Origin of the sequence: Jiangella alkaliphila (genome assembly GCF_900105925.1) — a bacterium.
Classification (GTDB): domain Bacteria; phylum Actinomycetota; class Actinomycetes; order Jiangellales; family Jiangellaceae; genus Jiangella; species Jiangella alkaliphila.
The window spans coordinates 3,083,210-3,109,104 of the sequence record NZ_LT629791.1 but is presented as its reverse complement, the minus strand read 5'-3'; the positions used below and the strand labels follow the sequence as shown (position 1 = coordinate 3,109,104).

Annotated in this window: 22 protein-coding genes; 5 read left to right on the top strand and 17 right to left on the bottom strand. The window is 73.0% G+C overall.

The genetic code is table 11. From position 1 onward, the window contains the following. Nucleotides 1-22: 22 nt before the first annotated feature. Together BLV05_RS14380 and BLV05_RS35795 are read left to right on the top strand one after the other, a co-directional pair. Nucleotides 23-421 (top strand): hypothetical protein, encoded by a 399-nt coding sequence (locus tag BLV05_RS14380; RefSeq protein ID WP_046767370.1) that lies wholly within the window; start codon nt 23-25, stop codon nt 419-421. Next, nucleotides 418-1,509 carry a hypothetical protein gene (locus BLV05_RS35795; protein ID WP_046767371.1) on the top strand — a complete coding sequence of 364 codons (1,092 nt, stop codon included), beginning with the start codon at nt 418-420 and terminating at the stop codon, nt 1,507-1,509. The genes BLV05_RS14380 and BLV05_RS35795 overlap by 4 nt, the downstream gene beginning before the upstream one ends. Before the next feature lie 292 nt (nt 1,510-1,801). On the opposite strand, the gene BLV05_RS14370 is transcribed toward BLV05_RS35795, so the two are convergent. From BLV05_RS14370 to BLV05_RS14320, 12 genes are all read right to left on the bottom strand, one after another. Continuing rightward, nucleotides 1,802-6,484 (bottom strand): FtsK/SpoIIIE domain-containing protein, encoded by a 4,683-nt coding sequence (locus tag BLV05_RS14370; RefSeq protein ID WP_046767372.1) that lies wholly within the window; start codon nt 6,482-6,484, stop codon nt 1,802-1,804. Between the two features lie 119 nt (nt 6,485-6,603). After that, nucleotides 6,604-6,873 carry a WXG100 family type VII secretion target gene (locus tag BLV05_RS35790; protein ID WP_046767373.1) on the bottom strand — a complete coding sequence of 90 codons (270 nt, stop codon included), beginning with the start codon at nt 6,871-6,873 and terminating at the stop codon, nt 6,604-6,606. Nucleotides 6,874-7,130: 257 nt separating this feature from the next. Further along, nucleotides 7,131-10,055 carry a hypothetical protein gene (locus BLV05_RS14365; RefSeq protein WP_152690622.1) on the bottom strand — a complete coding sequence of 975 codons (2,925 nt, stop codon included), beginning with the start codon at nt 10,053-10,055 and terminating at the stop codon, nt 7,131-7,133. Next, nucleotides 10,052-10,471 carry a pilus assembly protein TadG-related protein gene (locus BLV05_RS14360; protein ID WP_052762221.1) on the bottom strand — a complete coding sequence of 140 codons (420 nt, stop codon included), beginning with the start codon at nt 10,469-10,471 and terminating at the stop codon, nt 10,052-10,054. The genes BLV05_RS14365 and BLV05_RS14360 overlap by 4 nt, the downstream gene beginning before the upstream one ends. An 8-nt stretch (nt 10,472-10,479) precedes the next feature. Further along, nucleotides 10,480-10,854 (bottom strand): TadE family protein, encoded by a 375-nt coding sequence (locus BLV05_RS14355; protein WP_046767374.1) that lies wholly within the window; start codon nt 10,852-10,854, stop codon nt 10,480-10,482. A gap of 47 nt (nt 10,855-10,901) precedes the next feature. Beyond that, nucleotides 10,902-11,321 (bottom strand): TadE/TadG family type IV pilus assembly protein, encoded by a 420-nt coding sequence (locus tag BLV05_RS14350; protein WP_046767375.1) that lies wholly within the window; start codon nt 11,319-11,321, stop codon nt 10,902-10,904. 7 nt (nt 11,322-11,328) lie between these two features. Then, on the bottom strand, nt 11,329-11,544 hold the full coding sequence (locus BLV05_RS14345; RefSeq protein WP_046767376.1) for a hypothetical protein: 216 nt from the start codon (nt 11,542-11,544) through the stop codon (nt 11,329-11,331). 43 nt (nt 11,545-11,587) lie between these two features. Beyond that, nucleotides 11,588-12,508, bottom strand: a complete 921-nt coding sequence (locus BLV05_RS14340) for a type II secretion system F family protein (protein WP_046767377.1) — start codon at nt 12,506-12,508, stop codon at nt 11,588-11,590. After that, a complete protein-coding gene (locus BLV05_RS14335; RefSeq protein WP_046767378.1) occupies nt 12,505-13,365 on the bottom strand; it encodes a type II secretion system F family protein in 861 nt (286 codons plus the stop codon). The genes BLV05_RS14340 and BLV05_RS14335 overlap by 4 nt, the downstream gene beginning before the upstream one ends. After that, nucleotides 13,362-14,666 carry a CpaF family protein gene (locus tag BLV05_RS14330; protein ID WP_046767379.1) on the bottom strand — a complete coding sequence of 435 codons (1,305 nt, stop codon included), beginning with the start codon at nt 14,664-14,666 and terminating at the stop codon, nt 13,362-13,364. Before BLV05_RS14330 ends, BLV05_RS14335 begins: the two co-directional genes overlap by 4 nt. A gap of 5 nt (nt 14,667-14,671) precedes the next feature. Next, complete coding sequence (locus BLV05_RS14325) at nt 14,672-15,451, bottom strand: hypothetical protein (RefSeq protein WP_046767485.1); 780 nt, start codon at nt 15,449-15,451, stop codon at nt 14,672-14,674. Between the two features lie 5 nt (nt 15,452-15,456). After that, nucleotides 15,457-16,188, bottom strand: a complete 732-nt coding sequence (locus BLV05_RS14320) for an SAF domain-containing protein (RefSeq protein WP_052762223.1) — start codon at nt 16,186-16,188, stop codon at nt 15,457-15,459. A gap of 367 nt (nt 16,189-16,555) precedes the next feature. On the opposite strand from BLV05_RS14320, the gene ndk reads away from it, so the two are divergent. Together ndk and BLV05_RS14310 are read left to right on the top strand one after the other, a co-directional pair. Continuing rightward, the gene (gene ndk, locus BLV05_RS14315; RefSeq protein ID WP_082155020.1) at nt 16,556-16,963 is read left to right on the top strand and encodes a nucleoside-diphosphate kinase; all 408 of its coding nucleotides are present in this window, start codon (nt 16,556-16,558) and stop codon (nt 16,961-16,963) included. A gap of 122 nt (nt 16,964-17,085) precedes the next feature. Continuing rightward, nucleotides 17,086-18,150, top strand: a complete 1,065-nt coding sequence (locus BLV05_RS14310; protein WP_152690623.1) for a hypothetical protein — start codon at nt 17,086-17,088, stop codon at nt 18,148-18,150. A gap of 46 nt (nt 18,151-18,196) precedes the next feature. Here BLV05_RS14310 and BLV05_RS14305 read toward each other — a convergent pair whose 3' ends face one another. The 3 genes from BLV05_RS14305 to BLV05_RS14295 are packed head-to-tail and all read right to left on the bottom strand — an operon-like array spanning nt 18,197 to nt 22,496. Next, on the bottom strand, nt 18,197-18,538 hold the full coding sequence (locus BLV05_RS14305) for a DUF4233 domain-containing protein (RefSeq protein WP_052762224.1): 342 nt from the start codon (nt 18,536-18,538) through the stop codon (nt 18,197-18,199). Beyond that, on the bottom strand, nt 18,535-19,866 hold the full coding sequence (locus BLV05_RS14300) for a bifunctional folylpolyglutamate synthase/dihydrofolate synthase (RefSeq protein ID WP_046767381.1): 1,332 nt from the start codon (nt 19,864-19,866) through the stop codon (nt 18,535-18,537). Before BLV05_RS14300 ends, BLV05_RS14305 begins: the two co-directional genes overlap by 4 nt. Continuing rightward, nucleotides 19,863-22,496 (bottom strand): valine--tRNA ligase, encoded by a 2,634-nt coding sequence (locus BLV05_RS14295; RefSeq protein ID WP_046767382.1) that lies wholly within the window; start codon nt 22,494-22,496, stop codon nt 19,863-19,865. The genes BLV05_RS14300 and BLV05_RS14295 overlap by 4 nt, the downstream gene beginning before the upstream one ends. A 44-nt stretch (nt 22,497-22,540) precedes the next feature. On the opposite strand from BLV05_RS14295, the gene BLV05_RS14290 reads away from it, so the two are divergent. Continuing rightward, complete coding sequence (locus BLV05_RS14290) at nt 22,541-23,512, top strand: ketopantoate reductase family protein (RefSeq protein WP_046767383.1); 972 nt, start codon at nt 22,541-22,543, stop codon at nt 23,510-23,512. A gap of 13 nt (nt 23,513-23,525) precedes the next feature. Here BLV05_RS14290 and BLV05_RS14285 read toward each other — a convergent pair whose 3' ends face one another. Then, entirely contained in the window at nt 23,526-24,449 is a 924-nt protein-coding gene (locus BLV05_RS14285; RefSeq protein ID WP_407716986.1) for an NADP-dependent oxidoreductase, read from the bottom strand. Beyond that, the gene (locus tag BLV05_RS14280) at nt 24,443-25,879 is read right to left on the bottom strand and encodes a GuaB1 family IMP dehydrogenase-related protein (protein ID WP_046767384.1); all 1,437 of its coding nucleotides are present in this window, start codon (nt 25,877-25,879) and stop codon (nt 24,443-24,445) included. Before BLV05_RS14280 ends, BLV05_RS14285 begins: the two co-directional genes overlap by 7 nt. Nucleotides 25,880-25,895: the final 16 nt, after the last annotated feature.

The following is a 25,895-nucleotide window of genomic DNA, read 5'->3' as shown; positions in this document are numbered from 1 at the left end:
TCTGCACTGAAAGGCAGCAGGTATGACCGATCCCGCCCACGTCGTCCCGGACGGCTTCCAGACACCGTCGTTCGAGACGAAGCCGCTGGAGATCCAGCCCGACGAGGTCGAGACCGGCCCCGACATCATCGCCCGGCCGCCCATCCCGCCGAACGACCCCGGCACCAGCAGCCGCGAGGAGCTGGAGATGGCGCTGCAGCGCGCCCAGCTGGTCGCCGACGACTGCGAGTCGCTGCTCTCCGCCGCGCAGCGGGCCATGGAGGACGGAGCCTGGGTGAGCAACCTGGCCGACGAGTTCTCCAACGCCCTCGGCGTGCACTCCCGGATGGCCGGCAACGTCGCCGGCGCCTGTGTCGAGACCATCCAGGCCGCGCTCGACGCCCGCGGCGACGACGAGCTGCTGGAGGTGCGGCCGCGGTGACGAAGGCGAGCGACAGTCTGGCGCCCGAACCGGGCAAGGTCGGCGGCGCCGACGCCGACAAGCTGGCCGGCGGGTCGATCGACAAGGAGTACGTCGACCACACCGCCATCGACTACTCCGCCTACGACGACGCCGGCGGCGGGGGCTCCGACGGCGGCGGAGGCGGCGGGTACGACGGCGGCGGGGGTGGCGGCGGAGGCGGCTCCGAGGACGTCAGCGACGACACCACCGAGGACCCGGGCACCGACGACCCGTCCACCGAGCCTGAGGCCGAGGCCCCCGACGACCCGCTCTACGCCGACAGCGACGACGACGGCGACGACACCCCCGTCGGCGATGACCTCGGCGAGCCCGATCACCCGACGAAGCCCGGCGAGACCGACACCGACGACCCCGTGCTCGAGAAGCCCGAGCAGCCCGAGGAGCCGCCGAGCACCACCGTCTCCATCGACGTCGAGGCGATGACCCGGCTGGTCGCGGCCATGGAGCGGGCCAGCGAGCAGATCGTGTCGCTGCAGGACGAGATGCGCACCATCTTGTCCGGCGTGCACCTCGACACCGCCGACGCCGCGCGCTTCGACCAGGTCTCGCAGTGGATCCAGGACGAGCTGCCCGGTCTGCGGCGGCGGCTGGCGATGGCGCAGGACCTGCTCGGCGAGGGCGGCGCGGGCACGAATCCGACCGAGCACCGGCCGGTGCCGCGCCCGTACGTCGGCGACGAGTCCGACATCAGCACGAAGCCGGTCGAAGAGTCCTACAGCGCCGCGCGCGCCACCGCGCAGCGCTTCGGCGCGCCCGGCAACGACGAGACCAGGCGCCAGCTGGTCGCCGACCTCGAGGCCAACCAGCACGACCCGTACTACGCGCGCGAGCTGGTGCACACCGCCGACCCCGAGACGCTCGTGCAGGCGGTCGTGCAGGCCGGCGACGACGAGCTGGCCCAGCTCACCGCCGCGACGGTGGCGACGGCCGGCCGCGGCACCGGCGAGCTGGCCCCGCCGCCCGGGTACGAGGAGCAGTGGGCGGCCCTGCGCGAGAGCGACGACCCCGCCGTGGCGGCCGCCGCCGAGCAGCTGCGCCCGGCCTGAGTAGCTGGGGGCAGGTGGGGTTCGCCGGGTTGCGTGGGGCCGCGATGGCGGTGGTCGTCCTCGATATCGGGGGCCGTGGTCTGGGTGTGTCGAGGACGGTTTCTGCCATCGAGGACGACTGTCGCTGTTGAAGGCGACCGGGCGGATCCTGGTCTGCGGTGACGTCGTGGTCTGCCGTTACGCGAAATGGCGGATTCGGGGCTCGTGGCGTGCCTGGGGACCAGGACGTGACGGCAGACCACGACGCCGACGGACACCAACAAGCCAACGGCGCAAAGGACGCCGCCGGCGCTCAGCCGCCCGTCCGGCGCGGCTGGTCGTCGGGCGTCGTCTCGGGCACCTGCACCAGCTGCCACTGGCCCGCGGCCGAGAGCAGGCCGCGGCCGGGCGGCATGCCGCCGGTCATCGACCGCGGCAGCTTGATGCCGAAGTGGTCGCCGTCGGCCGTGGCGCCCGGCGACAGCAGCAGGCCCGAGCGCGACTTCTTCAGCACCGACGCCGGGCCGCGGTAGCTGCTGCCGAGGTCGTCGGTGGTGCCGGCGGCGACGATGACACTGCCGGTGTCGCGCAGCTTCGGCAGGTGCTTGGTCAGCAGGTCGACCATCCAGCCGTCGACGCCCATCAGCTCGAGGTCGTCGACGACGACGGCGGTCGGCCGGCCGCCCTTCTCCGGGACCATGGACTCCCACAGCCGGGTGCCCTCGTCCTTGTCGATCTCCATGGTGATGACGGCCTCGATGCCGGGCCGGCCTTCCAGCTCGCGCAGCGGGCTGCGCCGTGGCGTGATGACCAGCACCTTCCAGTCGCGCTCGCTCATCGACCGGGTCATGGTCAGCAGCGTGGTGCTGCGGCCGGACCGGCGCGGGCCGAGCACGAGGATGCCGGGGCCGTGGTCGATGGCGTCCAGCGCCCGCAGCGTCAGGGTGTCGCCGCCGACCGCGATCGGCACCTCCGTTGGCGCCAGCGGCCGCTCGGCCAGCGCCATGGCGTCGGCGTAGCCGATGCGCGACGGCAGCTGGTCGACCCGGAACGGCAGCTGGCGGCGCGGTACGTCGGCGTGGCGCTCCTTGGCCTCGCGGGCGATCTGCTGCAGCGCCGAGACCTGCGCGGTGCCCTCGACGTCGTCGGCGAGCAGCGCGATCTGGGTCTCGCGCAGGCCCTCGGAGCGGAACCCGCGCCCGCCGGGCATGTGCTCGGGCACCTTCTTCGGATGCAGGCCGATGCTGTTGAAGTCGCCGTTGTCGGTCATGCGCAGCATCATCTTGTCCTCGACCAGCGCGGAGACCCGGCCGACCAGCGCCGTGCGGTCGGCGGCCATGACGACCTTGACGCCGACGCCGGCGCCCTCCTGCAGGATCTGCAGCCACTGGTCGATGAGCCGGCCGCTGTCGAAGTTCTCGAACGACTGGACGAACCCCTCCCAGCGGTCGAACAGCACCAGGATGTACGGCAGCCGGGCGCCGGGCTCGGCCGCGGCCCGCTGCTCGCTCAGGTCGGAGAAGCCCTGCTCGGCGAGGAGCTGCTGGCGGCGGCCGATCTCGGCGCGGATACGTGCGGACAGCGCGGACAGCCGCTCCGGCTGGTCGCGGCTGACGACGGCGCCGGTGTGCGGCAGCCCGACCATGGGCAGCAGCGCGTTGTTGCCGCAGTCGATGCCGTAGAGGTGGACGTCGCGCGGCGACAGCACCCGGCCGACGAGGCCGGCGACGGCCCGCAGTGCGGTGGACCGGCCGCTGCGCGGCGCGCCGTAGATGCCCAGGTGCCCGCCGCCGGAGAGGTCGTAGACGGCCACCGACCGGCTCTGCTGGTGCGGGAGGTCGACGATGCCGAACGGGATGCGGATGTCGCGGCCGCTCTCGATGACGGCCGCGGGGTCGGCCAGCACCTGGTCGAGCGTGACGACGTCGTCCAGCGGCGGCAGCCACGGCGGCGGCGGCGCGGTGATGCCGGTGCGCTCGGAGGCCGCGTTGATCGCGGTGACCAGGCTCTCGAGGTCGGTCGGGATGGAGACGTCCTCTTCCTTCTCCTCGACGTCCGCTCGCTGCGGCGCCCGGCCGAGGGAGTCCCACTCGAGCGTGCGAAGGTCGACGGCCGCCTCGGCGCCTGGCACGTGCGGCCGGCCACCGACCCGGGAGGACTGGAACGGCACCAGCGACGACGCGCCGAGCCGGGCGTAGGCGCGGCCGGGCGTCGACTTGGAGATCTCGGCGGCGTCCCTGGCCTCGATGACGTCCTGGCTGTCGCCGGCGTCGGTGACCCGCAGGGCGATGCGCAGGTTGGTGTTGGACTTGATCTCGGCGCTGACGACACCGGCCGGCCGCTGGGTGGCCAGCAGCAGGTGCACGCCGAGCGAACGGCCCCGGCGGGCGATGTCGACCAGGCCCTTGACGAACTCGGGCAGCTCGGTGACCAGCGCGGCGAACTCGTCGATGATGATCATCAGCCGGGGCATCGGCTCGTCGCCCGGGCCCTTGGCAGCGAGGTAGTCCTCGATGTCCTTCTTCCCCGCCTTGGCCAGCTGCCGCTCGCGGCGGTGCAGCTCGGCGGCGAGGCTGTCGAGGGCCCGCGTGGTGAGGTGGCCGTCGAGGTCGGTGACCATGCCGACGGTGTGCGCGAGGTTGTTGCAGTCCTTGAACGCCGCGCCGCCCTTGTAGTCGACCAGCACGAACGTCATCTCGTCGGGCCGGTTCGCGACCGACAGCGAGGCGATCAGCGTCTGCAGCAGCTCGGACTTACCCGAACCGGTGGTGCCCGCGACCAGGCCGTGCGGGCCGTCGGCCTTGACGTCGACGGCGAACGGGCCGTCCATGCCCTCGCCGATGACGGCCTTCGTGGTCCGCCCGACGGCGGCCCACCAGCCCTGGATGGCCTCGGGGGTGGGCGGGTCGAGCTTGAGCACGTCGAGCAGCCGGCTCGACAGCGGCAGCGCCGACGACAGGTCCTCGGAGCTGACGTCCTTGACGGGGGCGAGCGCCCGGCCGAGCCGCTCGCACCACTGCGGCGACACGACGTCGAGCCGGATGCCCTCGACCGTCGCGCTGCCTGTGCGGCGCACGGTCGCCACGCCGTCGCCGATGGACACCACGGCCCGGCACTCCTCCGGCAGCAGCCGCTCGTCGGAGTCGATGCAGAGGAAGATCATGCCCAGCTTGGGGCCGTCGCGCAGCAGCGTGATGAGGCCCGGCAGCAACCGGATGCGGCGGGCGCCGTCGAGCACCACCAGCAGCGGCGGGAACGAGACGGACCGCGAGGACGAGATGGTGTTCCGGTCGTTCAGCACCGCCTTGCGCCGTTCCATGATCGACATCAGCTCGGCGACCCGGCGGTTCGTGGTCTCCTCGTCGGTGCCGATGCCGGTCAGCACGTCGGAGTCGTCGCCCCGCCGCACGTGCGGCAGCCAGCGCATCCAGTTCCAGGCCGCCTCGCCGTCGGCGGCGGAGAGCACCACGACGTCGATGTCGGCGGGGCTGTGCAGGGCGGCGACCTGCGCGACGATCCAGCCGGCCACCTGGCGGCGGAGGTCGTCGTGCCCGGCCACCCCGGTGACGCCCACCTGTTCCAGCGGCAGGCCGACCGGCACGTCGGGCGCGGTCCAGAGCAGCGCGCGCTCGTGTTCCTCGCGTTTCGGATCGCTCAGCGACACCTCGCTGGGCACGTCGGCCGAGCCCACCCGGACGTGCAGGAAGTCGGGGTCGGTGCGGCGGCGCTCCCAGAGCCGCGCGCGCGGCCCGGTGGCGAACAGCAGCAGCGCGGCGGGGTCGGGGAGGTCGCGGCGCCGGGCGGCCCGCTCGTCCACCAGGCCCTGGTAGGCCTGCTGCTCGATGCGGCGCATGCGCTCGACGTAGGTCTTCATGTCGTCGTGGTAGCGGTTCTGCTGCTGGGCCCTGGTGCCGCGGTAGCGCGAGATCATCATGACCGGCGTGATGATCATGATCATCAGGCTGAACGGCGACTTGGTGAAGTAGTACATGCCGGCGCCCATGAGCATCGGCGAGAGCGCGAGCGCCCAGGGCATCGGCTCTTTGTCGGGCTTGCGCGGCTCGGACGGCAGCCGGAACTCGGTCTGACGAGGCGGCGGCAGCAGTCGCGGCGGGCGGTTGTAGTCGAGCGTGACGCCGCCCGGGCTGGGCGACAGCGAGGCGTCGGGCTCGGCCGGCAGCGCCAGCTCCAGCATGACGTCGCCGACCACCAGCGCGCCGCCCGGCGACCAGCCGACCGGGCCGTCGACGGCCACGCGGTCGAGGTGCAGGTACGGGCGGTCGGCCTCGGGGTCGACGGTGAGATTGGGGTGCTTGAGCCGTGCCAGGTCGGCCATGCGCTTCTTGAACCGGCGGCGCCGGCGCTTGCGCTTCTTGGGCGACGGCTCGTCCTCGTCGTCCTTCGGCACCACGATGGGACCCTCGAGCAGCCGGTCGCGCGGCGGCGGCGGGACCAGCACGCCGACCAGCGACGGGTCGGGCGTCAGGGTCACGACGCCATCGACGGTGACGTCGAGGCGGACGGCAACCGGCGGGGTGTCGTGGCCGTCCAGGCGGACGCCCGAGCCGACCCGGCTGCCGATCTCGTGGCTGCCGGGCGAGAGGTAGTCGACCCGGCCGGAGCCCGGCCCCGACACGGTGCGCACCTGGACCACGCCGGTGCGTTCGCCGAAGACGTCGGGCAGCGGTGTGCCGACGCCGACCAGGGCGCCGTTGCGCAGCGCGGACTCGGCCACCTTGAGGGTGGGGGCGAGCGGCACGCCGCCGAGGTAGAGGGTGGGCGGCAGGCCGGACTCGAGGGCGTCGTCGAGGACGCTCTCGCCGACGACGCCGAGGTGGCGGCCGGCGGTGTGGAAGATCTGCGGCTGGGGCGCCTGAGTGACCCGCGCGGCGAGCTGCCGGGCGATGTCGGCGACCGTGGCATCGTCTTCGCAGTCGACGGCGAGGTCGACGACGTCGCCGTCGACCGCCGTGGTGGCACTCAGCAACAGCCGCACGTACCCGCCCTAAGTTCCCGGTCTCGGCCTCATGGCCCGTCCACGACGTAGTTTACCGACACACGAGAGTGGCCCACATCCCCCGGAGGGAATGCGGGCCACTCTCGCTCAGAGCTGTGTCACATCGGGTCTTCGCCGGTGGCGGCGGCGATGTTGTTGTGGTTGGTACGCACGTCGTCAGCGGCACCGGTCAGCGCGTCGCGCAGGGTGTCGAGATTCGTGCGGTACTCATCCCACGCATTCCGGAAGTCCTCCGCGTAACGACCGGTCCACACGGCATTCGCCACGCCCGTGTCGACCTCCTTCTTGATGGTGTCCGCGGACTCGGAGTTCCGGGAGAAGGTTCCGTGGAGTTCCCGAAGGGTGGGAAGATCTGCACCTACAGCCATGCTACGTACTCCCTCGTGAATGAGAACTGCCCCACCGCTTCAGGTGCGGCATGACACTAGAAATTCTACCTGTCGTCGCGCAATTTGCAACTGCAGCGACGGCTTTTTCTGAACTTTTCTGGGTGATTTCCAAAAAGGCAACGACAACGTCACCGGGTGCCAATTCCGTGGCCCCGGACCGGATATTACCGTGCCCATTCATGAATTCAACCCCGAGCTTTTTCGGGTACCTCCTTCAACAATGACAAGTGCCCGCACTATGCGAGATCGCGATGTCTCCCTCCACCACCCGGCACGAGCTCCTCGAGCAGCGCGGCCGTCTCCGGCGCGAGCTCGATTCCGCCGATGCCGAGGAGGGACTCGCTCATCTCGCCCTCCACCGCCATCACGCCGCCCCGCCCGTCGACGGCGTGCTGGGCGAGGATCAGGTCGCGCCAGAGCAGCTGCTCGGCCGGCCTGACCCGCAGCCCGGCCCGGGCCGCGGCTGCCGCCGTGGCCGGGTCGCCGCCGTCGCGGGTGATGACGGACAACCTGTGCGCGGCGTCGACCAGCAGGTCGGACGCCAGGCGTTCGACGCGAACCCGGGCGATCCAGGCGTAGCGTCCCTGCGGCCGCTCGCTGAGCACCGGGCCGCGGGCCACCCGCAGCGCCCGGCGCAGCAGGTCGGCTTCTTCGGACGGACGTCGCACCTGCCGCGACTGGCTGAGCAGCGCGCACACGACGTCCCAGTCGAGGACGACGTTCTCGCTCAGTTTCAGCCGGCCGTCCTCGGTCATCAGCAGGTACGGCGAGCCGGCGCGGTCGACGCCGAGCCACTCGCGCACCCGGGCGAAGGTCGACTCGCGCACCGCCGCGGTGACCCCGCGCGGCCACACGGCCGACGCCAGCACCGTCGGGTGCACGCCCTCGCGGTGCATGGCCAGGTGCACGACGATCTCGGTGGCCAGCGCGCGGCGCTCGGCCTCGATCTCGGTGCGCGCCTGCACGACCACCGGGCCCAGGATGTACACCCGGACCGGCGCCGTGGCCAGCTCGGCCTCGGTGACCAGCGTGCGCACCTGCGGCACCTCGGGCCGGACGTCGGGCAGCCAGGCCTCGTTGAAGCCCGGGCCGGCGGGGTCGGGGTCGTGGCTGCGGTCCGGGTCGACCAGCCCGACCAGCGCCTCGATGCTGCGCCACGACAGCTGGTTGGCCCGCACCGACAGCCCCAGCGCCGGCAGCTCCAGCGTGCCGGCGGCGTCGACGTGGATGCGCCAGCGCGCGCCCGGGATGTCGCCGGCGCAGACCACGCCGAGCGGCGACCGGCCGGCGGCGTTCGTCAGCTCCACCAGCTGCTCGGCCAGCTCGCCGGTGGGCGGCGTGCCGAGCACGAGGTACTCGGGCATCCAGTTCCCCGCGCCGCCCGGCCGGACCCGGCCGGTCAGCACGTCGGTGCCCAGGCGGTCGGCGCGGCGGGCGGCCAGCTCGGGCAGCAGCGGCTCGACGCCGTCGACCAGCCGCAGCCGGCCCGGGTCGAAGACGCTGAGCGCGTCGGGCAGGCCGTCGGCGGTCACCCGCAGGTGATCGGACCACTGGTTGGTGGCCAGCTCCACCGCGAGCGCCGTCACCACCTCGAAGGTGGCCTCCGGGTCGCCGTCGATGCAGATCGGGCCGCCGGCCGCCTCGAGGTCGACGAGGACGTCGCGGTCGCCGCTGCGGCCCAGCGAGACCAGGCCGGGGTACGGCGCCAGCACGCGGCCGCGCAGCTCGGGGTCGACGGCGACGTCGGCGCGGGTCAGGACCCAGCGGCGGCCGTCGTCGAGCACCGTCCACGGCTCCGGCGCGTCGGCCCACGCGGGCGCCAGCAGCAGCTCGACCGACGTGCTGTCGACCACCGCGGTGTAGACGGGGGGCAGCGGCCGGCCGGCCTCCTGGCACGCCGCGGCCAGGTGGCGCAGCGCGTAGTCGAGCCAGCGGGCGCGGTCGGGGTCGGCGCCGACGCGCAGCGCCACCTCGGCCTCGAGCTCGTCGCCGCCCGGCTCGGGGGTGCGCCGCCGGCGGCGGATCAGCTCCAGCGACGCCAGCAGGCCCGCGGCCAGCAGCCCGGCGTCGATGAGTCCGGCGTGCGGGTTGGTGTTGACCGCCTCGGCCTCGCCGGTGGCGACGAAGTCGGCGAACAGGCCGGCGCCGGCCTCGCCGATGCCCTCCTGCTGGCCGCCGCCCTCGTCGGGCGCGATCGGCGGGGTGGCCGGCGGCGCGGGCGGGGCCTCGGGCGCCGGCGTCTCGACCGTGACGACGTCGACGCCCGCAGCGTCGGCCGGCACGATGAGCAGCCAGTTCGGGTAGATCAGCCGGGCCAGCGACAGCTCGTGGCCGTCGGGCTGGGTGCGGCCGCGGTTGAGCTCGAAGATCTCCTGGTAGCGACGGCCGTCGCCGAGGGTGCGCTCGGCGATGTCCCAGAGGTTGTCGTGGTAGCGGCCGTCAGGCGGCTGCACGATGTAGACCTTCTGGCCGACCAGCTCAGCACCTTCCTCGGGGTCGAGCACCATGGCGCCCAGGTGGTACTCGACCTCCTCGGCCACGGGGGCCGCGGCGGGCGGCGCCTCCTGCTGGACGGTGACCTCGGCCTGGCCGTCGTACGCCTCGGCCGAGACGGAGACCGGCGGGGCCTCCGGGGCCGCGGCCGGCGAGGCGGCCGCCGCCTGGCCCACCGCGGCGGTGGCGACCAGCACCGACGCGACCAGCGCGCGGGCGAACCGCTGGGTCGGCCCGGACAGCGGCACCCGGCTGGGCAGCCCGACGCCGCGGACGGCGCTGCGCAGCTCGATCAGCACGCAGGCGGTGAACTGCAGCCAGGCCAGCCAGACCACCCACAGCAGCACGCCGACCAGCTGCTCGGCGCCGATGGTGGCGGTGAGGTCGTCGCGCGTGGGCATCGACGTCGGGATGGGCGGCGGGCCGCCCAGGATCAGCAGTAGCACCGGCACGCCGATGACCAGCAGCGCGAGCGCGAACCCGGCCAGGAAGGCCTGCGGCATGCTGCGCTTGGCCTCGGGCACGCCGCGCCGCTGGAACCGCTGCGGCCCGGTCTCGCGCAGCGACGCCGTCGCCGTCACCGACGCCTCGATCGGCGACACCGGCCGCGACGCGCGCTCCGTCCGCGGCTGCGGCCGAGCGCGGCGCCCACCTCTGTTCTCACTCATGGCAATTCCCCCGTGATGCCGACCGCCGGCCTCGAGGTGGCCTGCCCCTCGATCGAGAAGTCGTCGATGAAGATCAGCTGCAGCAGTGACGTACTCACGGTGTCCTCGGCGTGCACGAACACCTCGTCGCCGTTGACCTGCACGGTCACCTGGCCGGCGGGGTAGCCGCGGGCGGTCATGTAGTCGACGGCGGCCTGCCGTGCCTCGGCCTCCAGCAGGACCACCTGACCCGTCTCGCGCAGCGCGTCGATGTCGATCTGGTCGGCGGCCGCGCGGGCGGCCTGCTCGGCGTCGTCGAAGAGTCGCTGCCGTGCGTTGATGGCGAGTCCTCCGTCGATGACCAGTCCGGCCAGCATGAACAGCATGACGATCAGCGTGACGACCATCGCGCTGATGGCGCCCCGCTCCGACCGCACGGCCCGCCTCACAGCGTCCCCCGCAGCGAGTCGATGGGCGCGGAGCTCTCGCCCTCGAGCGTGGCGTTGCCCGGGAAGCCGGCGAACCCGAGCTCGTCGAAGCTGACCTGGCAGCTGACCCGCACGTTGATCATCCCGCCCGGCTCGAAGTCGCCGGTGAGATCGATCGGCGCGCAGCTGACGCCGGCGGGCCGGGTGCTGTTGATGATCGCCTGCGCTGCCTGCCGGGCCGACGAGATGTCGCGCTCCATCGACGCGGACCGCACGGCGTCGCGGGCCATCGCCTCGACGTCGCCGCGGCGGTCGACGTACCGGCCGAGCCCGACGATGAGCATCATGACCGCGATGAGGACAGGGGCGAGGATCACGACCTCGATGGCCATGGATCCCTCCTCTCTCCTCGCCGCGCGCGCGGCCCGTAGTCGGCTGATCACAGGTCCGGGACGAACTGCTCGATGGGGCCCTCGATGGTCTGGGTGACCTCGGGGGCGAGATTGTTGACGATCTCGGTGGACCGGCCGCGGACGGTGACGCGGACGTTCTCGCCCACCTGGATCGCCTCGATGCTGGTGATGATCAGGTGGCCGTTCCCGACCGCGTCGGCGTACTCGCGGCCACGGGTCTCCGCCGCCGCCAGCGCCGCCGGCGTGCCGCCGCCGATGCGCGCCGTCCGGGCCGCCTCGCGGGCGGCCGCCGCGGCGATCTGGTTGCCGTGCCAGGTCAGCGAGAACTGCACGATGATGAAGATGATCAAGAACATGATCGGGGTGTACAGCGCGAGCTCGACCGCGCTCGCTCCCCTCTCGGGTCTCGATCGCAGTCGTGCGATGCGTTCCTGGACGACGTTCATCGGTCCGTCAGAGCCCGCCGCCGGGAGCGTCGGGGATGTCGATGGACTCGGCCTCGTCGGTGACCAGCTGGTAGATGACGACGCCGACCGCCGCGGCGAGCGCGACGAGAATCGCCGTGATGATGACGAACTCGATGGCCGACGCGCCGCGCTCGGGCGCGCGGCGGGCCCGCTCGGTGTGCACCTGGAGGCTCAGCAGCAGCCAGCCGATGGGGGTGTTCATGCGTCTCCTCGTCCTGGTCGGTAGGTGGTTCGCTTCGCGACAGTCAACTCTGCTCCAGCACCCCCATCAACGCGGGGTAGACGAGGAAGAGGAGGAAGCCGCAGCACAGCACCAGCTGGGCGACCAGCATGGACTGCGAGCGCTGCCCGGCCTTGCCCTCGATCTCGGCCAGTTCGCGCCGGCGCAGCGAGCTGGCCCGCGCGGCCAGCGACTCGCGCACCTTGGCACCGTCCTCGGCGACCAGCGCCAGCGCGGCGGCGAGGTCGCGCAGTTCGTCGACGCCGACCTCGTCGCCCAGTTCGCCCAGTGCCGCCCACGGGGTGACGCCGTGCAGCCGGGCGGTGAGCAGGGTGTCGCGGATGCGGACCATCGCCCAGCCGTCGCTGAGCGACGACGCCGCCTGCAGCGCCTCGGGCACGCCGCGGCCGCCGGCGAGGTTCATCGCCACGAGGTCGAGGAACGAGCCGACGACGTGGCGGAAGTCGCGCCGCCGGTCGGCCGCGCTGGACCGGGCCGACAGCGTCGGGATCACGCCGAAGATCAGCGCGAGGATGATCCCGATGACCGTGCCGGCCGGGATGCTCAGGCCGATCTCCGCGACCGACAGGATCGCGGCCAGCACCACGGGCATCAGGAAGCCGACCAGCGCGGCCAGCACGGAGGTCGCCAGGTGGCCTTCCACGGTGCGGCCGAGCAGCGAGAGGTCGCGGCGCAGCGAGCCGAAGTTGATCCCGACGATCTCCAGCGAGCCGCGCAGCCGGCCGCCGAACCGGCGCATCGTGGCCGACTCGCCGGTGCCGCTGCTGACGGTGACGGCGGTGAGGCGGTCGCGCCGGGCCCGGCTGCGCTCGGCGTCGAGGCGGGCCAGCGCGGCCGCCGGGTTGATGCGCGGCACCGAGAGCACGTACCCGAACATCAGCACGCCCGCGCCGGCGATGGCGCCCGCGACCAGGATCAGCGTCATGCCCGCGCCTCCCCCGTCTCGGCCGTGACCAGGAACCGGGCCGGCATCTCGAACTTCGCCAGCCGGCGCATCCAGAGGAAGCCGATGGCGAAGATGCCGATGACGACGCCCAGTACCATCTGCCCGCCCGCGGAGTTGTACGGCTCGACGAAGTCGCGGTTGATGATCGACAGGCCGATCATGAAGACCAGGCTGACGCCGACGACGATCTGCACCGAGCGGCGGGTGCTGGCCCGGCCGGCCATGACCCGCTGGCGCATGTCGAGCTCGGCACGTGCGGAGTCGGCCAGCGACGAGAGCACCTGCCGCAGGCCGGGGCCACGCAGCCGGGCGTTGAGGATCAGCGCCGAGACGACGAGGTCGGCGCTGGCGTCGTCGAGGTCGTCGGCGAAGCGTTCCAGCGCCTCGGGCATCGGCATGCGGATGCGCAGCCGGTCGGCCAGCAGCCGCAGCTGCGGCTGGATGGACGGCGACGCCGCGTACACGGTGGCCGGAATGGCCTGCTCGAGGCCGACGGCGCCGGCGATGGTGTCGCGCAGCGACTCGGTCCACGACGCCAGGCCCTCCAGCCGGGCGATGGACGTCCGCTCCTCCTTCGCCCCGCCGAACAGCGCCGGCCAGAACGCCACCAGCAGACCGGCACCGACGGCCGCGACCGGCCAGCGGGTCAGCAGCAGCGCCACGAAGCCGGCGATGATGCCGTAGACCGTCTGCTTCCCCAGCTTCTCGACCACCGACCGCGACGAGCCCGGCGACGGCGGCTTCGGCTCGCTGCCGCGGATCGCGATGACCAGCAGCAGCACCGAGGCGCCGATGGCGGCCCCGATCAGGGTGATGAGCAGGATGGTGGGGCTCAAGCGATCACCTGGCCCGCGTTGACGTCGTAGCCCACCGCCATGAGGTCGTCGATGCAGGCGATCGGCGCGGCCGGCACGGCGACGCCGTCGGGGCCGGAGGCGAAGATCTCGCTGGACAGCACCCGGCCGTCGACGCCGTTGATCTCGCGGATGCTGGAGACGAACCGGCGCAGCCGGCCGCCTTCGGCGAACTCGTTGCGCTTCTCGACGAACACGACGAAGTCGATGGCGCCGGCGATCAGCATCATCGTCGCCTCGACGGGCAGCCGCTCGACCGACTGGATGGCGTAGGTCGAGATGCGGTTGAACACCTCGATGGAGCTGTTGGCGTGGATGGTCGACAGCGAGCCGTCGTTGCCCTGGCTCATCGCGTTGAGCATGGTGACGATCTCGTCGCCGAGCACCTCGCCGACGATGACCCGGCTAGGATTCATGCGCAGGCTGCGCCGGACCAGCTCGGCCATGGTGATGGCGCCCATGCCCTCGGAGTTGGGCAGCCGCTCCTCGAACGCGACGACGTTGCGGTGCAGGTCGGCGAACTCGCCCAGGCCCAGCTCGAGCGCTCGCTCGACGGTGATGATGCGCTCGACCGACGGGATCTCGTTGGCCAGGGCGCGCAGCATGGTCGTCTTGCCGGCGTTGGTGGCCCCGGCGATCATGATGTTCTTGCGCGCGGCGACGGCGGCGGACAGGAACGCGGCGAGGTCCTCGGTGACCGTGTCGTAGCGGACGAGGTCGTCGAGGTGCACCCGCGACAGCCGCGCCCGGCGGATCGAGATGGACGGCCGGGCGCAGACGCCCATGACGGCCGAGAGCCGGCTGCCGTCGGGCAGCCGGAGGTCCAGCTGCGGGTTCGCGGAGTCGAACGGGCGGCTGGTGAGGCCGGAGTAGGCGCCCAGGATCTGCACCAGCTCGACCAGCTCGTCGTCGCTCTCGGCCACCGGCGCGCCGTTCACCTCGCGGCCGTCGGCGTACTGGATGAAGACCTGGTCGCAGCCGTTGATGTCGATGTTCTCGACGTCGAGGTCGTCGAGCAGCGGCTGCAGCCGTCCGACGCCGAACAGCGCGGCGTGGATGCCGGAGGAGATCTCCTCCTCTTCCTCCGCCGACGGCGGCGTGCGGCCGCCGGCGATCTCGGCCCGGGCGTGCGCGTCGAGGACCCGGCTGATGACGGCGCGGGCGAACTGCCGCTCGTCCTCGCCGGACATCGGCGGAATGCCGTTGGCGGCGTCGTCGCGGCGCTGCCGGGCGAGGGTGTCGGCGACCTCCTCGCGGAGGGTGCGGACGAGGTTCTGGTCCACCGTGGTCAGCTCCTGCTCGGGATGCGCGCGTGTGCGTCGGCCAGCCGCCGGACGGATTCGCTGAGCTCGCGGGCCGAGCGCACGAGCAGCGAGCGGTCGATGCGGCGGCTCCACCGGCCGGCCAGGGCGCCGGCCGCCTTGGGGTCGTCGGCGATGCGGCCGAGCACGGTGACCTGGTGGCCGTCGTGCTGCAGCAGGCGGTCGAGGTCGCGCGGGGCCGAGGTGTCGCGGCTGTCGGTGACCAGCACGATGCCGATCGGGATGCTGCCCACCTGGCCGATCTGCAGCGGCTCGGCCAGCCAGCGCAGCCGTTCGCGCAGGTGCGCGTAGTACTCGATGCCCGGGCGGACCACGAAGACGACGGCGTCGGCGGCGTTCATGACCGGCAGCAGCGGGGTGCCGGGGACGATGCGGCCGCAGTCGACCAGCGCGTCGACCGGCAGCGTCTTGAGCATGGTGGCCATCGCCGGCCAGACCGAGCCGATGCCGGTGAGCTGCTCGGGCCGGACGACGCCGGCCAGCAGGTCGAGGCCGCCGTCGGCGGTCTGCAGGTGCTCGGCCATGTTCGCCTCACCGACGCCCCGGCGGGCGGCGGCGGCCAGCGACAGCAGGCCGCGCTCGGGGTCGAGCGGCTCGCCCTCGGCGTCGCGGTGACGCAGCGCGAGGTCGCCCCCGGCGGGGTCGAAGTCGGCGACGACGACGTCGTACGGCCAGATGGCCCCGAGCGCGTTGACCGTGGTGGTCACCCCCGGGGAGCCCTTGGCGGACGCGAACGCGATGAGCACCCCGGTCACTCCTCGCCGGACTCGAACGGGGTGCCGCGCTCGACCAGCATGACGACGAGCTGGCTGGTGGCGGCCAGGCCGCCGACGGTGGCGGAGTCGGCGCGGTCGACCAGCAGCGTCACCAGCGAACCGGTGCCGCCCCCTGCGTCGCCGGACCCCTCCGCGGCGGTTGCCGTGGCGACCCGGGCGCCCTCGACGATCGTCTCGCCCTCGCCGGTGACGATCGAGACGAGGTCGACGATGTCGCCGGGCCGTAGGCCGCCGGCGGGCAGGAAGCCCTGCCCGAGGAAGGCGCCGACGGCCACCTGGCCCTCGCGGAGCGGCGCCTGGTCACTGAGCATGGTGGTGTCGAGCAGCTGGCCCTCGGCGATGCTGACCCGCGCGTAGCGGCTGGTGACGAGGTCGAGCTGCGACTCAGGGATGAGGTCGGTGCCCTCGGCGGCGACCTGCGTGGTGCCGATCGCGCTCTCGGGGATCAGCTCCCCCGCGGCGATGGGCTGCGTCACGACGAGGACCGGCGTGCGCTCGTCGACGCGCATGGCCAGCAGCGCGGCGATGGCCGCACCGCCGACGATGAGCAGTACCGCGAGCGCGGCCAGTGCCGGGCGTCGCTGCCTGGGTGGCGCCGGCAGCCGCGTGCTCTCGGCCCGGACGCGTTGGTTGCTGCGGATGCCGCGCTGTTCCCGCGCGCGCTGGCGCTCGTTGGCTGCGTCAGTCGTCTGAGTTGTCCCCGCCATGAGGTGCCTCTACCGCTCCTGCCTCGTCGCCCCGTCACTGCCCTCCCGAACCGGCCGGGAGGGCCGGGCGCAGCCGGGGGACCGTGTCGGAGCACCGGCCGAGGCGACCGGTTAGGACGCCGCGTCGCCGGACGCTTCGACGTGCAAGCAACCCCGCTGCCCCCTGGACGTTCGGGGGAACTTTACCTTGGATGGCTGACCGTGGTCATGCCGCCTGCCGGATGCGTACCCCCAGCACCGTGGACGCTACCGGCGGCCGCTTTCACGAGCCTTTCATCGTGCCGCCGCGCACCTGACGAGCGTCTCGGCGGGCCGATTGGCTACTGTCGGGATCATTGCCGATCCGTCCGACCGCACAGGAGCATCCGTGTCCGAGCGCACGCTCGTCCTGATCAAGCCCGACGCCGTCCGCCGCGGCCTGGTCGGGGAGATTCTGGCCCGCTACGAACGCAAGGGCCTGACCATCGTCGCGCTGGACCAGCGCACCATCGACCCCACGCTGTCGGACGCGCACTACGCCGAGCACGTCGACAAGCCGTTCTACCCCGCGCTGCGCGAGTTCGTCACCGGCGGCCCGCTGGTCGCGCTGGTCCTCGACGGCGACCAGGCCATCGACGTCGTGCGGGCGATGAACGGCGCCACCGACGGCCGCAAGGCCGCTCCCGGCACCATCCGCGGCGACCTCGCGCTGTCCAACTCCGAGAACCTCGTGCACGCGTCCGACTCCCCCGAGGCGGCCAAGCGCGAGCTCGACCTCTGGTTCCCCGGCCTCTAGTCCGCGGCGTGATGGCGGGTGGTTCAGTGGCACTACAGCGCCACCGAACCACCCGCCATTCGTTGTCCACAGGCCGCGGATTCTCGCTTTCCCTCCGCGCTCCTGTCGCGCACGATCGAATCGTGCCACCTCAACGCGCTCTCCCACTCGCACAGGCGCAGGACGGCCTGATCACCCGTCAGCAGTCCCTGGCCACCGGTATGACCAGGGACGCGGTCAAGTACGCAATCCGGCCCGGCGGACCGTGGCAGCGCGTTCTGCCGGGTATCTACGCGACCTTCAACGGACCGCTCGCCCCGCAGCACCGGCGCCGGGCAGCGGTCCTGCACGGCGGCCCTGACGCCGCGATCAGCGGCGCGTGGGCGGCTGAGATGCACGGGCTGGCGTACGGCCCGCCGGCTGGTGACACGATCGACGTGCTGGTGTCCTGGGACTCGGCCCGCCGGACCAACGGCTTCGTCCGGGTCTGCCGGACGACTCACCCTCCCGAGGCGCAGCTGTGGGTCGACGACGACCCCACGCGCGGCGTACCGCTCCATGTGCTGCTGGACGAGGCCGGACATCGTCCGGTTCCCGGCGTGGTTCCCGTCGTCCCGGCGGCGCGGGCCGTCGTGGAGACCGTGGTCCGCCGGGGCCACCTGCCCGCGGACTGGCGGCCGGAGTGTTCCCGTACCGACGGGTGCCCCGGCTGCTGGCACCACCCCGGCCACCACCGGGACCTCGCGCTGCGCAACACCCGCGCCCTCCTGTGCGAAGTCGTCCAACGCCGCCGAGCCACGCTCAGCGCCCTGCGCGACGAGGTCGCCGCCGCCTCACGTCGTGGCGGCGCGCTGGCCCGGCTCGCGATGCAGGACATCGAGGCGGGCTGCCGCTCCGCACCCGAGTGCGAACTGCGCGACCTCGTCCGCACCAGCCAGTTCCTCCCCGAACCCCGCTGGAACCAGGTGCTCCCCGGCCAGCGCGGCATCCACCCCGACGCCTGCTGGGAACGCGCCCGCCTGGTCGTCGAGGTCGACTCGCGCAGCTTCCACGGCTTCGGCGACGCACCCACACGCACCGAGGAACGCCGCGCCCGCTACGCCGCCCTCGGCTGGCGCGTCCTCCCCGTCTCACCAGCACGCCTCCGAGCCGAACCCGGCGCCGTCCTGCGCGAGATCGAAGCCGCCTACCTCGCCGGTGGTTCGTGATGGCGGGTGGTTCGGTGGTGCCAGAGCGCCACTGAAACGCCCCTCATCACTCCGGCTGCTGCGCCTCTCGGGCCGCCTTCTCGCGCTCGACCTGGGGGCCGATGCGCAGCAGGACGAACCACAGCAGGGCGAAGATGCCGCCCAGGATGAGCATCGCCGGCACCACGATGCCGGCGGCCACCGACGCCACCTGGGCGGCCGTGCCGAGGACGTAGCCGGGCCGGCCGCGGCGCACGGTCGCCGCGCCGAGCACGCACAGCAGCGCGATGCCGCCGCCGGCCAGCCAGGCGGTGCCGCGGCCGACGTCGGCGATGTTGATGGCGACCGGGACGGCCAGGAGTACGACGATCACCTGGATCGACAGCATGGCGGCGGCGATGCGGTTCACGACGCCGCCCCGAACGCCACCCGCGCGTCGCCCGCCGTCACGACCGAGCCGGTGACGATCACTCCGTAGCCGCCCAGCGACTCCTCCCGCTCGGCCAGCCGCAGCCCGACGTCGATCGCCTCGGGCAGCGGCACCGCCTGGTGGACGCGGTCCTGGCCGAACACGTCGACGGCGACATTGGCCAACTGGTCGACCGGCATGGTGCGAGGCGAGGAGTTCTCGGTGACGACCACGGCCTCGACCGCGGGCTCCAGCTCGGTGAGGATGCCCTCGACGTCCTTGTCGGCCATGGCGGCGACGACGGCGACCAGCGCGGTGCCGGCGAACTCCTCGGTGAGGGCTGCCGCGAGCGCCGCGGCGCCGGCCGGGTTGTGCGCGGCGTCGGCCAGCACGACCGGGCCGCGGCGCAGCGCCTCCAGCCGGCCGGGCGAGGTGACGCGGGCGAACGCGGCCCGGACCAGGTCGGCGTCTAGCGCCTCACGGCCGCCGCCGACGAACGCCTCGACCGCGGCCAGCGCCGCCGCCGCGTTGTGCGCCTGGTACTCGCCGTGCAGCGGCAGGAAGATCTCGTCGTACGGGCCGGTCAGCCCCTGCAGGCCGAGAAGCTGCCCGCCGACGGCCATCTCGCGGCTGCGCAGGCCGAACTCCAGCCCCTGCCGGGCGACGGTCGCGCCGGTCTCGGCGACGCGCGCGAGCAGGATCTGGGCGGCGGCCGTGGTCTGCGGCCCGAGGATCGCGTAGCCGCCGGGCTTGATGATGCCGGCCTTCTCGGTGGCGATCTCCTCGATGGTGTCACCGAGGTACTCGACGTGGTCGATGGCGACCGAGGTGACGACCGCGACCCGGCCGTCGGCGACGTTGGTGGCGTCCCAGGCGCCGCCCAGGCCGACCTCGACGACGGCGGCCTCGACGGGGGCGTCGGCGAACGCGGCATAGGCCAGCGCAGTCAGCACCTCGAAGTAGCCCAGCAGCACGTCGTGCTTGGAGTCGACGAGGTCGAGGTACGGCTTGACCTCGGCGTACGTGGCGGCGAAGCGGGCCGGCGTGATCGGCTCGCCGTCGAGCACGATGCGCTCGGTGACCGACTGCAGGTGCGGGCTGGTGTACCGGCCGGTGCGCAGGTTCAGCTCGCGCAGCAGCGCGTCGGCCATGCGCGCCGTCGACGTCTTGCCGTTGGTGCCGCCGATGTGCAGGACGGGGTACGCGCGCTGCGGGTTGCCGAGGAGGTCGACAAGGTCGCGGATGCGCTCCAGCGACGGCTCGACCCGCGACTCCGGGCGCCGGGCCAGCAGCTCGGCCTCGATGTCGCGCAGGACGTCGTCGCTCACGGCGCGCCCTGCGGCAGGCCGGCCAGCTGGGTCTCGAGCCGGGCGATCTCGCCCTCGGCGGCGGTGCGGCGGCCGCGGACCTTGTCGACCTCCGCCTCCGGCGCCTTGGCGAGGAACTGCTCGTTGCCGAGCTTGCGCAGCGCCTGCTCCAGCGCCTTCCGCTCGGTCGCGAGGTCCTTGCTCAGGCGCTTGCGCTCGGCCTCGACGTCGACGGCGCCGGAGAGGTCCAGCTCGACGGTGACGGCGCCGACGACGACCTGGGCGGTCGCGGTGAAGCCGTCGGACGGCTCGGTCAGCCGGGTCAGCGACCGGAACGCGGCCTCGTGCCCGGCCAGCACGGCGGCATCGGCGCCGACGAGCCGGGCCGGGACCTTCTGGCCCGGCTTGACGCCCTGGTCGCTGCGGAACCGGCGCACCTCGGTGATCAGCCGCTGCAGCTCGGCGACGGTGGCCTCGGCGCCGGGGTCGTCGCGCCCCGCGTCGGGCGCCGGCCAGTCCGCGACCACCAGCGACTCCTGGCCGGTCAGCGTCGTCCACAGCGCCTCGGTGACGAACGGCGTCACCGGGTGCAGCACGCGCAGCAGACGGTCGAGGACGTGCCCGAGCACCAGCTGGGTCCGGCCGGCGACCGCGCCGCCCGCGCCGCCCGCGCCCAGCTGCGTCTTGGCCAGCTCGACGTACCAGTCGCAGAACTCGTCCCAGGCGAAGTGGTAGAGCGTCTCGCTGGCCTTGGCGAACTGGTAGTCCTCGTAGAACGCGTCGACCTCGGCCAGCACGGTGTTCAGCCGGGACAGGATCCACCGGTCGACGGCCGTCAGCTCGCCGGACGGCGGCAGCTCACCCACGCGGGCGCCGCTGATCAGCGCGAACCGGGTGGCGTTCCACAGCTTGTTGCAGAAGTTGCGCGACGCCTGGACCCAGTCCTCGCCGATCGGGACGTCGGCGCCGGGGTTGGCGCCGCGCGCGAGCGTGAACCGCAGCGCGTCGGACCCGTAGGCGTCCATCCAGTCCAGCGGGTCGACGGCGTTGCCGAACGACTTGGACATCTTCTTGCCGCGCTCGTCGCGGACCATGCCGTGCAGCGCGATGGTGTGAAACGGGATCGCCTTATCGGGGCCGGCGTCGGCATGCGCGTACAGCCCGAACATCATCATCCGGGCCACCCAGAAGAACAGGATGTCGTAGCCGGTGACCAGCACCTGGTTCGGGTAGAACTTCTCCAGCGCAGGCGTCTCGTCGGGCCAGCCGAGCGTCGAGAACGGCCACAGCGCCGACGAGAACCAGGTGTCGAGCACGTCCTCGTCCTGCACCCAGCCCTCGCCGCTGGGGACGTCGTCGTCGGGGCCGACGCAGACGACCTCGCCGCCAGGCCCGTACCAGACCGGGATGCGGTGGCCCCACCACAGCTGGCGCGAGATGCACCAGTCGTGCATGTCGTCGACCCAGCCGAACCAGCGCGCCTCCATCGACTTCGGGTGGATGGCCACGCGGCCGTCGCGGACGGCGTCGCCCGACGCCTTGGCCAGCGGCTCGACCTTGACCCACCACTGCAGCGACAGCCGCGGCTCGACCACGGTCTTGCATCGCGAGCAGTGCCCGACGGCGTGCACGTACGGCCGCTTCTCGGAGACGATGCGGCCCTGCTCGCGCAGCGCGGCGACGATGGCCGGCCGGGCCTCGAAGCGGTCCAGCCCCTGGAACGGGCCGTGCGCGGTGATGACGCCCTGCTCGTCCATGATGGTGAGCATCGGGAGGTCGTGCCGGCGGCCGATCTCGAAGTCGTTGGGGTCGTGCGCCGGCGTGACCTTGACCATGCCGGTGCCGAACGACGGGTCGACGTGCGGGTCGCCGACGACCGGGATGCGCCGGCCGGTCAGCGGCAGCTCCAGCTCGGTGCCGATGAGGTGCTTGTAGCGCTCGTCGTCGGGGTGCACGGCCACGGCGGTGTCGCCGAGCATCGTCTCAGCGCGGGTGGTGGCCACGACGACGTCGTCGCTGTAGCGGATCGAGACCAGCTCGCCCTCGTCCTCACTGTGCTCCACCTCGATGTCGGACAGCGCGGTGTGGCAGCGCACGCACCAGTTGATGATCCGCTCGGCGCGGTAGATCAGCTCGTCGTCGTAGAGCCGCTTGAAGATGGTCTGGACGGCGCGCGACAGGCCCTCGTCCATGGTGAACCGCTCGCGGCTCCAGGCGACGCCGTCGCCGAGCCGGCGCATCTGGGCGAGGATGCGGCCGCCGGACTCGGCCTTCCACTCCCAGACCTTCTCGACGAACGCCTCACGCCCGAGGTCGTGCCGCGACGCGCCCTCCTTGGCCAGCTCGCGCTCGACGACGTTCTGGGTGGCGATGCCCGCGTGGTCCATGCCGGGCATCCACAGCGCCTCGTAGCCCTGCATGCGCCGCCGCCGCACCAGCGCGTCGATCAGCGTGTGCTCGAACGCGTGGCCCAGGTGCAGCGACCCGGTGACGTTCGGCGGCGGGATGACGATGCAGTACGGGGGCTTGTCGCTCTTCTCGTCGGCCTCGAAATAGCCGCGGTCGACCCAGCCCTGGTAGAGGGGCATCTCTACCGCCGCCGGGTCGTAGACGGACGGCAGGGCGGGCTCGGGGAGAGTCGACTCGGTCACGCCGCGGAATTCTACTGCGCGCGGCGACCGGATACCGTACGACCATGGCCTTCGTGATCTACGGCGCCGGCGCGATCGGCGGCGTCCTCGGCGCACGCCTGCACACGGCCGGGTTCGACGTCCGACTCATCGCCCGCGGCGCACACCTGTCCGCCATCCGGTCCGGCGGGTTGCGGGTCGAGTCGCCGGAGGGTGCGACGACGGTCCCGGTGCCCGTGTACGGGTCGCCCGCGGAGGCCGGCGTGGAGCCCGGCGACGTCGTGGTGCTCACCATGAAGAGCCAGGACACCCCGGCCGCGCTGGAGGCGCTGCGCGCGGTCGCGGAGCCGTCGACGCCGGTCGTGTGCGTCCAGAACGGCGTGGCCAACGAGCGCCTGGCGCTGCGGCTGTTCTCGCACGTGTACGGCGTGTGCGTGATGTTTCCGGCGGCGCACGTCCAGGCGGGCGTCGTGCAGGCGCGGTCGGCACCGGTGCCGGGCATCCTCGACCTCGGCCGCTACCCGGGCGGCGTCGACGACGTCGCACGTTCGGTCGCGGCCGACCTCGCCAAGGCCGGCTTCCTCTCCGAGCCGCGCGAGGACATCATGCGGTGGAAGTACCGCAAGCTGGTGATGAACCTCGGCAACGCGGTCACCGCGCTGTGCGGCACCGGCGACGGCGACGCCGCGCGCGTGGTCGAGCTGCTGCGGGCCGAGGGCGAGGCGGTGCTGGCGGCGGCCGGCGCCGACGTCGTCGACGAGGAGACCGACCTCGCCCGGCGCGGGGACATCCTGCGGATGCCGGCGTTCGAGGGGCAGGCGCCCGGCGGCGGCTCGTCGGTGCAGAGCCTGCTGCGCGGCACCGGCTCGATCGAGGCCGACTACCTCAACGGCGAGATCGTCCTGCTGGCGCGGCTGCACGGCGTGCCGGCCCCGGCGAACGACCTGGTCCGCCAGTTGGCCGTCGTCGCGGCGCGGGAGCGGGTGGCACCGGGGTCGGTGCCGGCGAGCGAGCTGCTGGCCCGGCTCGCGGCCTGACCAGCCGGCCCGATCAGCCGACCGTCAGGACGATCTTGCCGCGCAGGTGGCCGGTCTCGCTGAGCTCCTGGGCGGCGGCGACCTGCTCCAGCGGGAACGTCGCGGCGATGGGCATCCGCACCGTCCCCTGCTCGACCAGCGGCAGCACCGCCTCGAACACCTCCGGCAGCGGCAGGTCCGCGGTCCAGCTGGCTCGCACGCGGTACTGCGCGGCGGACCCGTCGGCGATGGTGACGACCCGGTCCGGGCCGCCGGCCAGCTCGATCGACACCGGCAGCACGTCGCGCCCCGACGCGTCCAGCACGGCGTCGACGCCGTCCGGGGCCAGCGCCCGCACGCGCGCAGCCAGCCCGTCGCCGTAGAGCACCGGCTCGACCCCGAGCGAGGCCAGGAACTCGTGGTTCGCCGGTCCCGCGGTGCCGATGACCCGGGCGCCGCGGGCCAGCGCCAGCTGACCGGCCACCAGTCCGACCGCGCCGGCGGCGGCGTGCACGAGCAGGATGTCGCCGGCCCGGACGTCCAGCAGCCGGATCACGCGGTACGCCGTCTCGCAGGCCACCGGCAGCGCGGCCGCCTGCACGAACGAGAGCCGGGCGGGCTTGGCCACCAGCCCCTCGGCCGGAACGACGATGTGCGTGGCGGCCGAGCCGGACGCCAGCCCGAACACGTCGTCGCCCGGCGACCAGCCGGTGACGTCCGGCCCGAGCGCGTCGATGGTGCCGGCGTACTCCAGGCCGACCCGCGCGGGCTCGGCCGGTGCGCCGTCGCTCGCGTACAGGCCGCGCCGCGCCTTGGCGTCGTACGGGTTGACGCCGGCCGCGCGGACCGCGACCCGCACCTCGCCGGCGCCGGGCACCGGCGGCTCGACGGCGTCCAGCGACAGCACGCCGGGGTCGCCGTACCGGGCATACCGGACCGCCAGGGCGGTGGTCACCAGCTCACGTCCACAGGCATCCCCTCGGTGTACCCCGAAGCGCTCTGAACACCCACCACGGCGCGCTCGCGGAACTCCTCGATCGTCCCGGCGCCGACATAGGTGAAGGAGCTGCGCACCCCGGCGACGATGGTGTCGACGAGGTCCTCGACGCTGGGCCGCGACGGCTCGAGGTACATGCGCGCCTGCGAGACGCCCTCCTCGAAGATGCCCTTGCGGGCCCGCTCGAACGCGGAGTCCTCGGCGGTGCGCAGCCGCACCGCGCGGGCCGACGCCATGCCGAAGCTCTCCTTGTACATCCGGCCCTCGCCGTCGCGCAGCACGTCGCCGGGGGACTCGTAGGTGCCGGCGAACCAGGACCCGATCATCACGTTGTCCGCCCCCGCGGCCAGTGCCAGGGCGACGTCGCGCGGGTGCCGCACGCCGCCGTCGGCCCACACGTGGACGCCCAGCTCGCGGGCGCGCCGGGCGCACTCGAGGACGGAGGAGAACTGCGGCCGGCCGACGCCGGTCATCATGCGGGTGGTGCACATGGCGCCTGGTCCGACGCCGACCTTCACGATGTCGGCCCCGGCCGCGACGAGGTCGCTGACCCCCTCGGCCGTCACGACGTTGCCGGCGACGACGGGCACCTGCGGGTCCAGCGACCGGACCCGTCGCAGGACGTCGAGCATGCGCTCCTGGTGCCCGTGCGCGGTGTCGACCACCAGCACGTCGGTGCCGGCGGCCAGTAGCGCCTTCGCCTTGCCCTCGACGTCGCCGTTGATGCCGACGGCCGTGCCGATGCGCATGCGCCCGGCGTCGTCGAGCGCCGGCGCGTACAGGGTGGCCCGCAGCGCCCGCTCGCGGGTCAGGATGCCGACGATGCGGCCGTCCGTGCCGACCACCGGGGCCAGCCGGTGCCGTCCGTCGTGCAGCTGGTTGAACGCGTCCTCCGCGGCGACGCCGTCGGGCAGCGTCAGCACCTCGCGCGACATCACCGAGTGCAGCTGGGTGAACCGGTCGACGTCCTGGCAGTCGGCCTCAGTGACGACGCCGATCGCGCGGCCGTCCTCGACGACGAAGACGGCGCCGTGGCCGCGCTTGGGTAGCAGGTTGTACGCCTCACCCACGGTGCCGTCGGGCGGCATGGTCAGCGGGGTGTCGTAGACCGCGTGCCGCTCCTTCACCCAGGCGATGACGTCGGTGACGACGTCGGGCGGGATGTCCTGCGGGATGATCGCCAGGCCGCCGCAGCGGGCCAGCGTCTCGGCCATCCGGCGCCCCGACACCGCGGTCATGTTCGCCGCGACCAGCGGGATCGTGGTCCCCGTGCCGTCGGCGGTCGTGAGGTCGACGTCGAGCCGCGAACCGACCTGGGACCGGTTCGGCACGAGGAACACGTCGCTGTAGGTGAGGTCCTGGTCGGGGACCCGGTCGTGCAGGAACCGCATGTCGCCTCCCCCGGCT

Excerpts from the sequence above, each read along its gene's own strand:
- BLV05_RS14380 (WP_046767370.1), top strand. The coding sequence starts at position 23 with ATGACCGATCCCGCCCACGTCGTCCCGGACGGCTTCCAGACACCGTCG.
- BLV05_RS35790 (WP_046767373.1), bottom strand. The coding sequence starts at position 6,873 with ATGGCTGTAGGTGCAGATCTTCCCACCCTTCGGGAACTCCACGGAACC.
- BLV05_RS14365 (WP_152690622.1), bottom strand. The coding sequence starts at position 10,055 with ATGAGTGAGAACAGAGGTGGGCGCCGCGCTCGGCCGCAGCCGCGGACG.
- BLV05_RS14355 (WP_046767374.1), bottom strand. The coding sequence starts at position 10,854 with ATGGCCATCGAGGTCGTGATCCTCGCCCCTGTCCTCATCGCGGTCATG.
- BLV05_RS14350 (WP_046767375.1), bottom strand. The coding sequence starts at position 11,321 with ATGAACGTCGTCCAGGAACGCATCGCACGACTGCGATCGAGACCCGAG.
- BLV05_RS14345 (WP_046767376.1), bottom strand. The coding sequence starts at position 11,544 with ATGAACACCCCCATCGGCTGGCTGCTGCTGAGCCTCCAGGTGCACACC.
- BLV05_RS14340 (WP_046767377.1), bottom strand. The coding sequence starts at position 12,508 with ATGACGCTGATCCTGGTCGCGGGCGCCATCGCCGGCGCGGGCGTGCTG.
- BLV05_RS14320 (WP_052762223.1), bottom strand. The coding sequence starts at position 16,188 with ATGGCGGGGACAACTCAGACGACTGACGCAGCCAACGAGCGCCAGCGC.
- BLV05_RS14290 (WP_046767383.1), top strand. The coding sequence starts at position 22,541 with ATGGCCTTCGTGATCTACGGCGCCGGCGCGATCGGCGGCGTCCTCGGC.
- BLV05_RS14280 (WP_046767384.1), bottom strand. The coding sequence starts at position 25,879 with ATGCGGTTCCTGCACGACCGGGTCCCCGACCAGGACCTCACCTACAGC.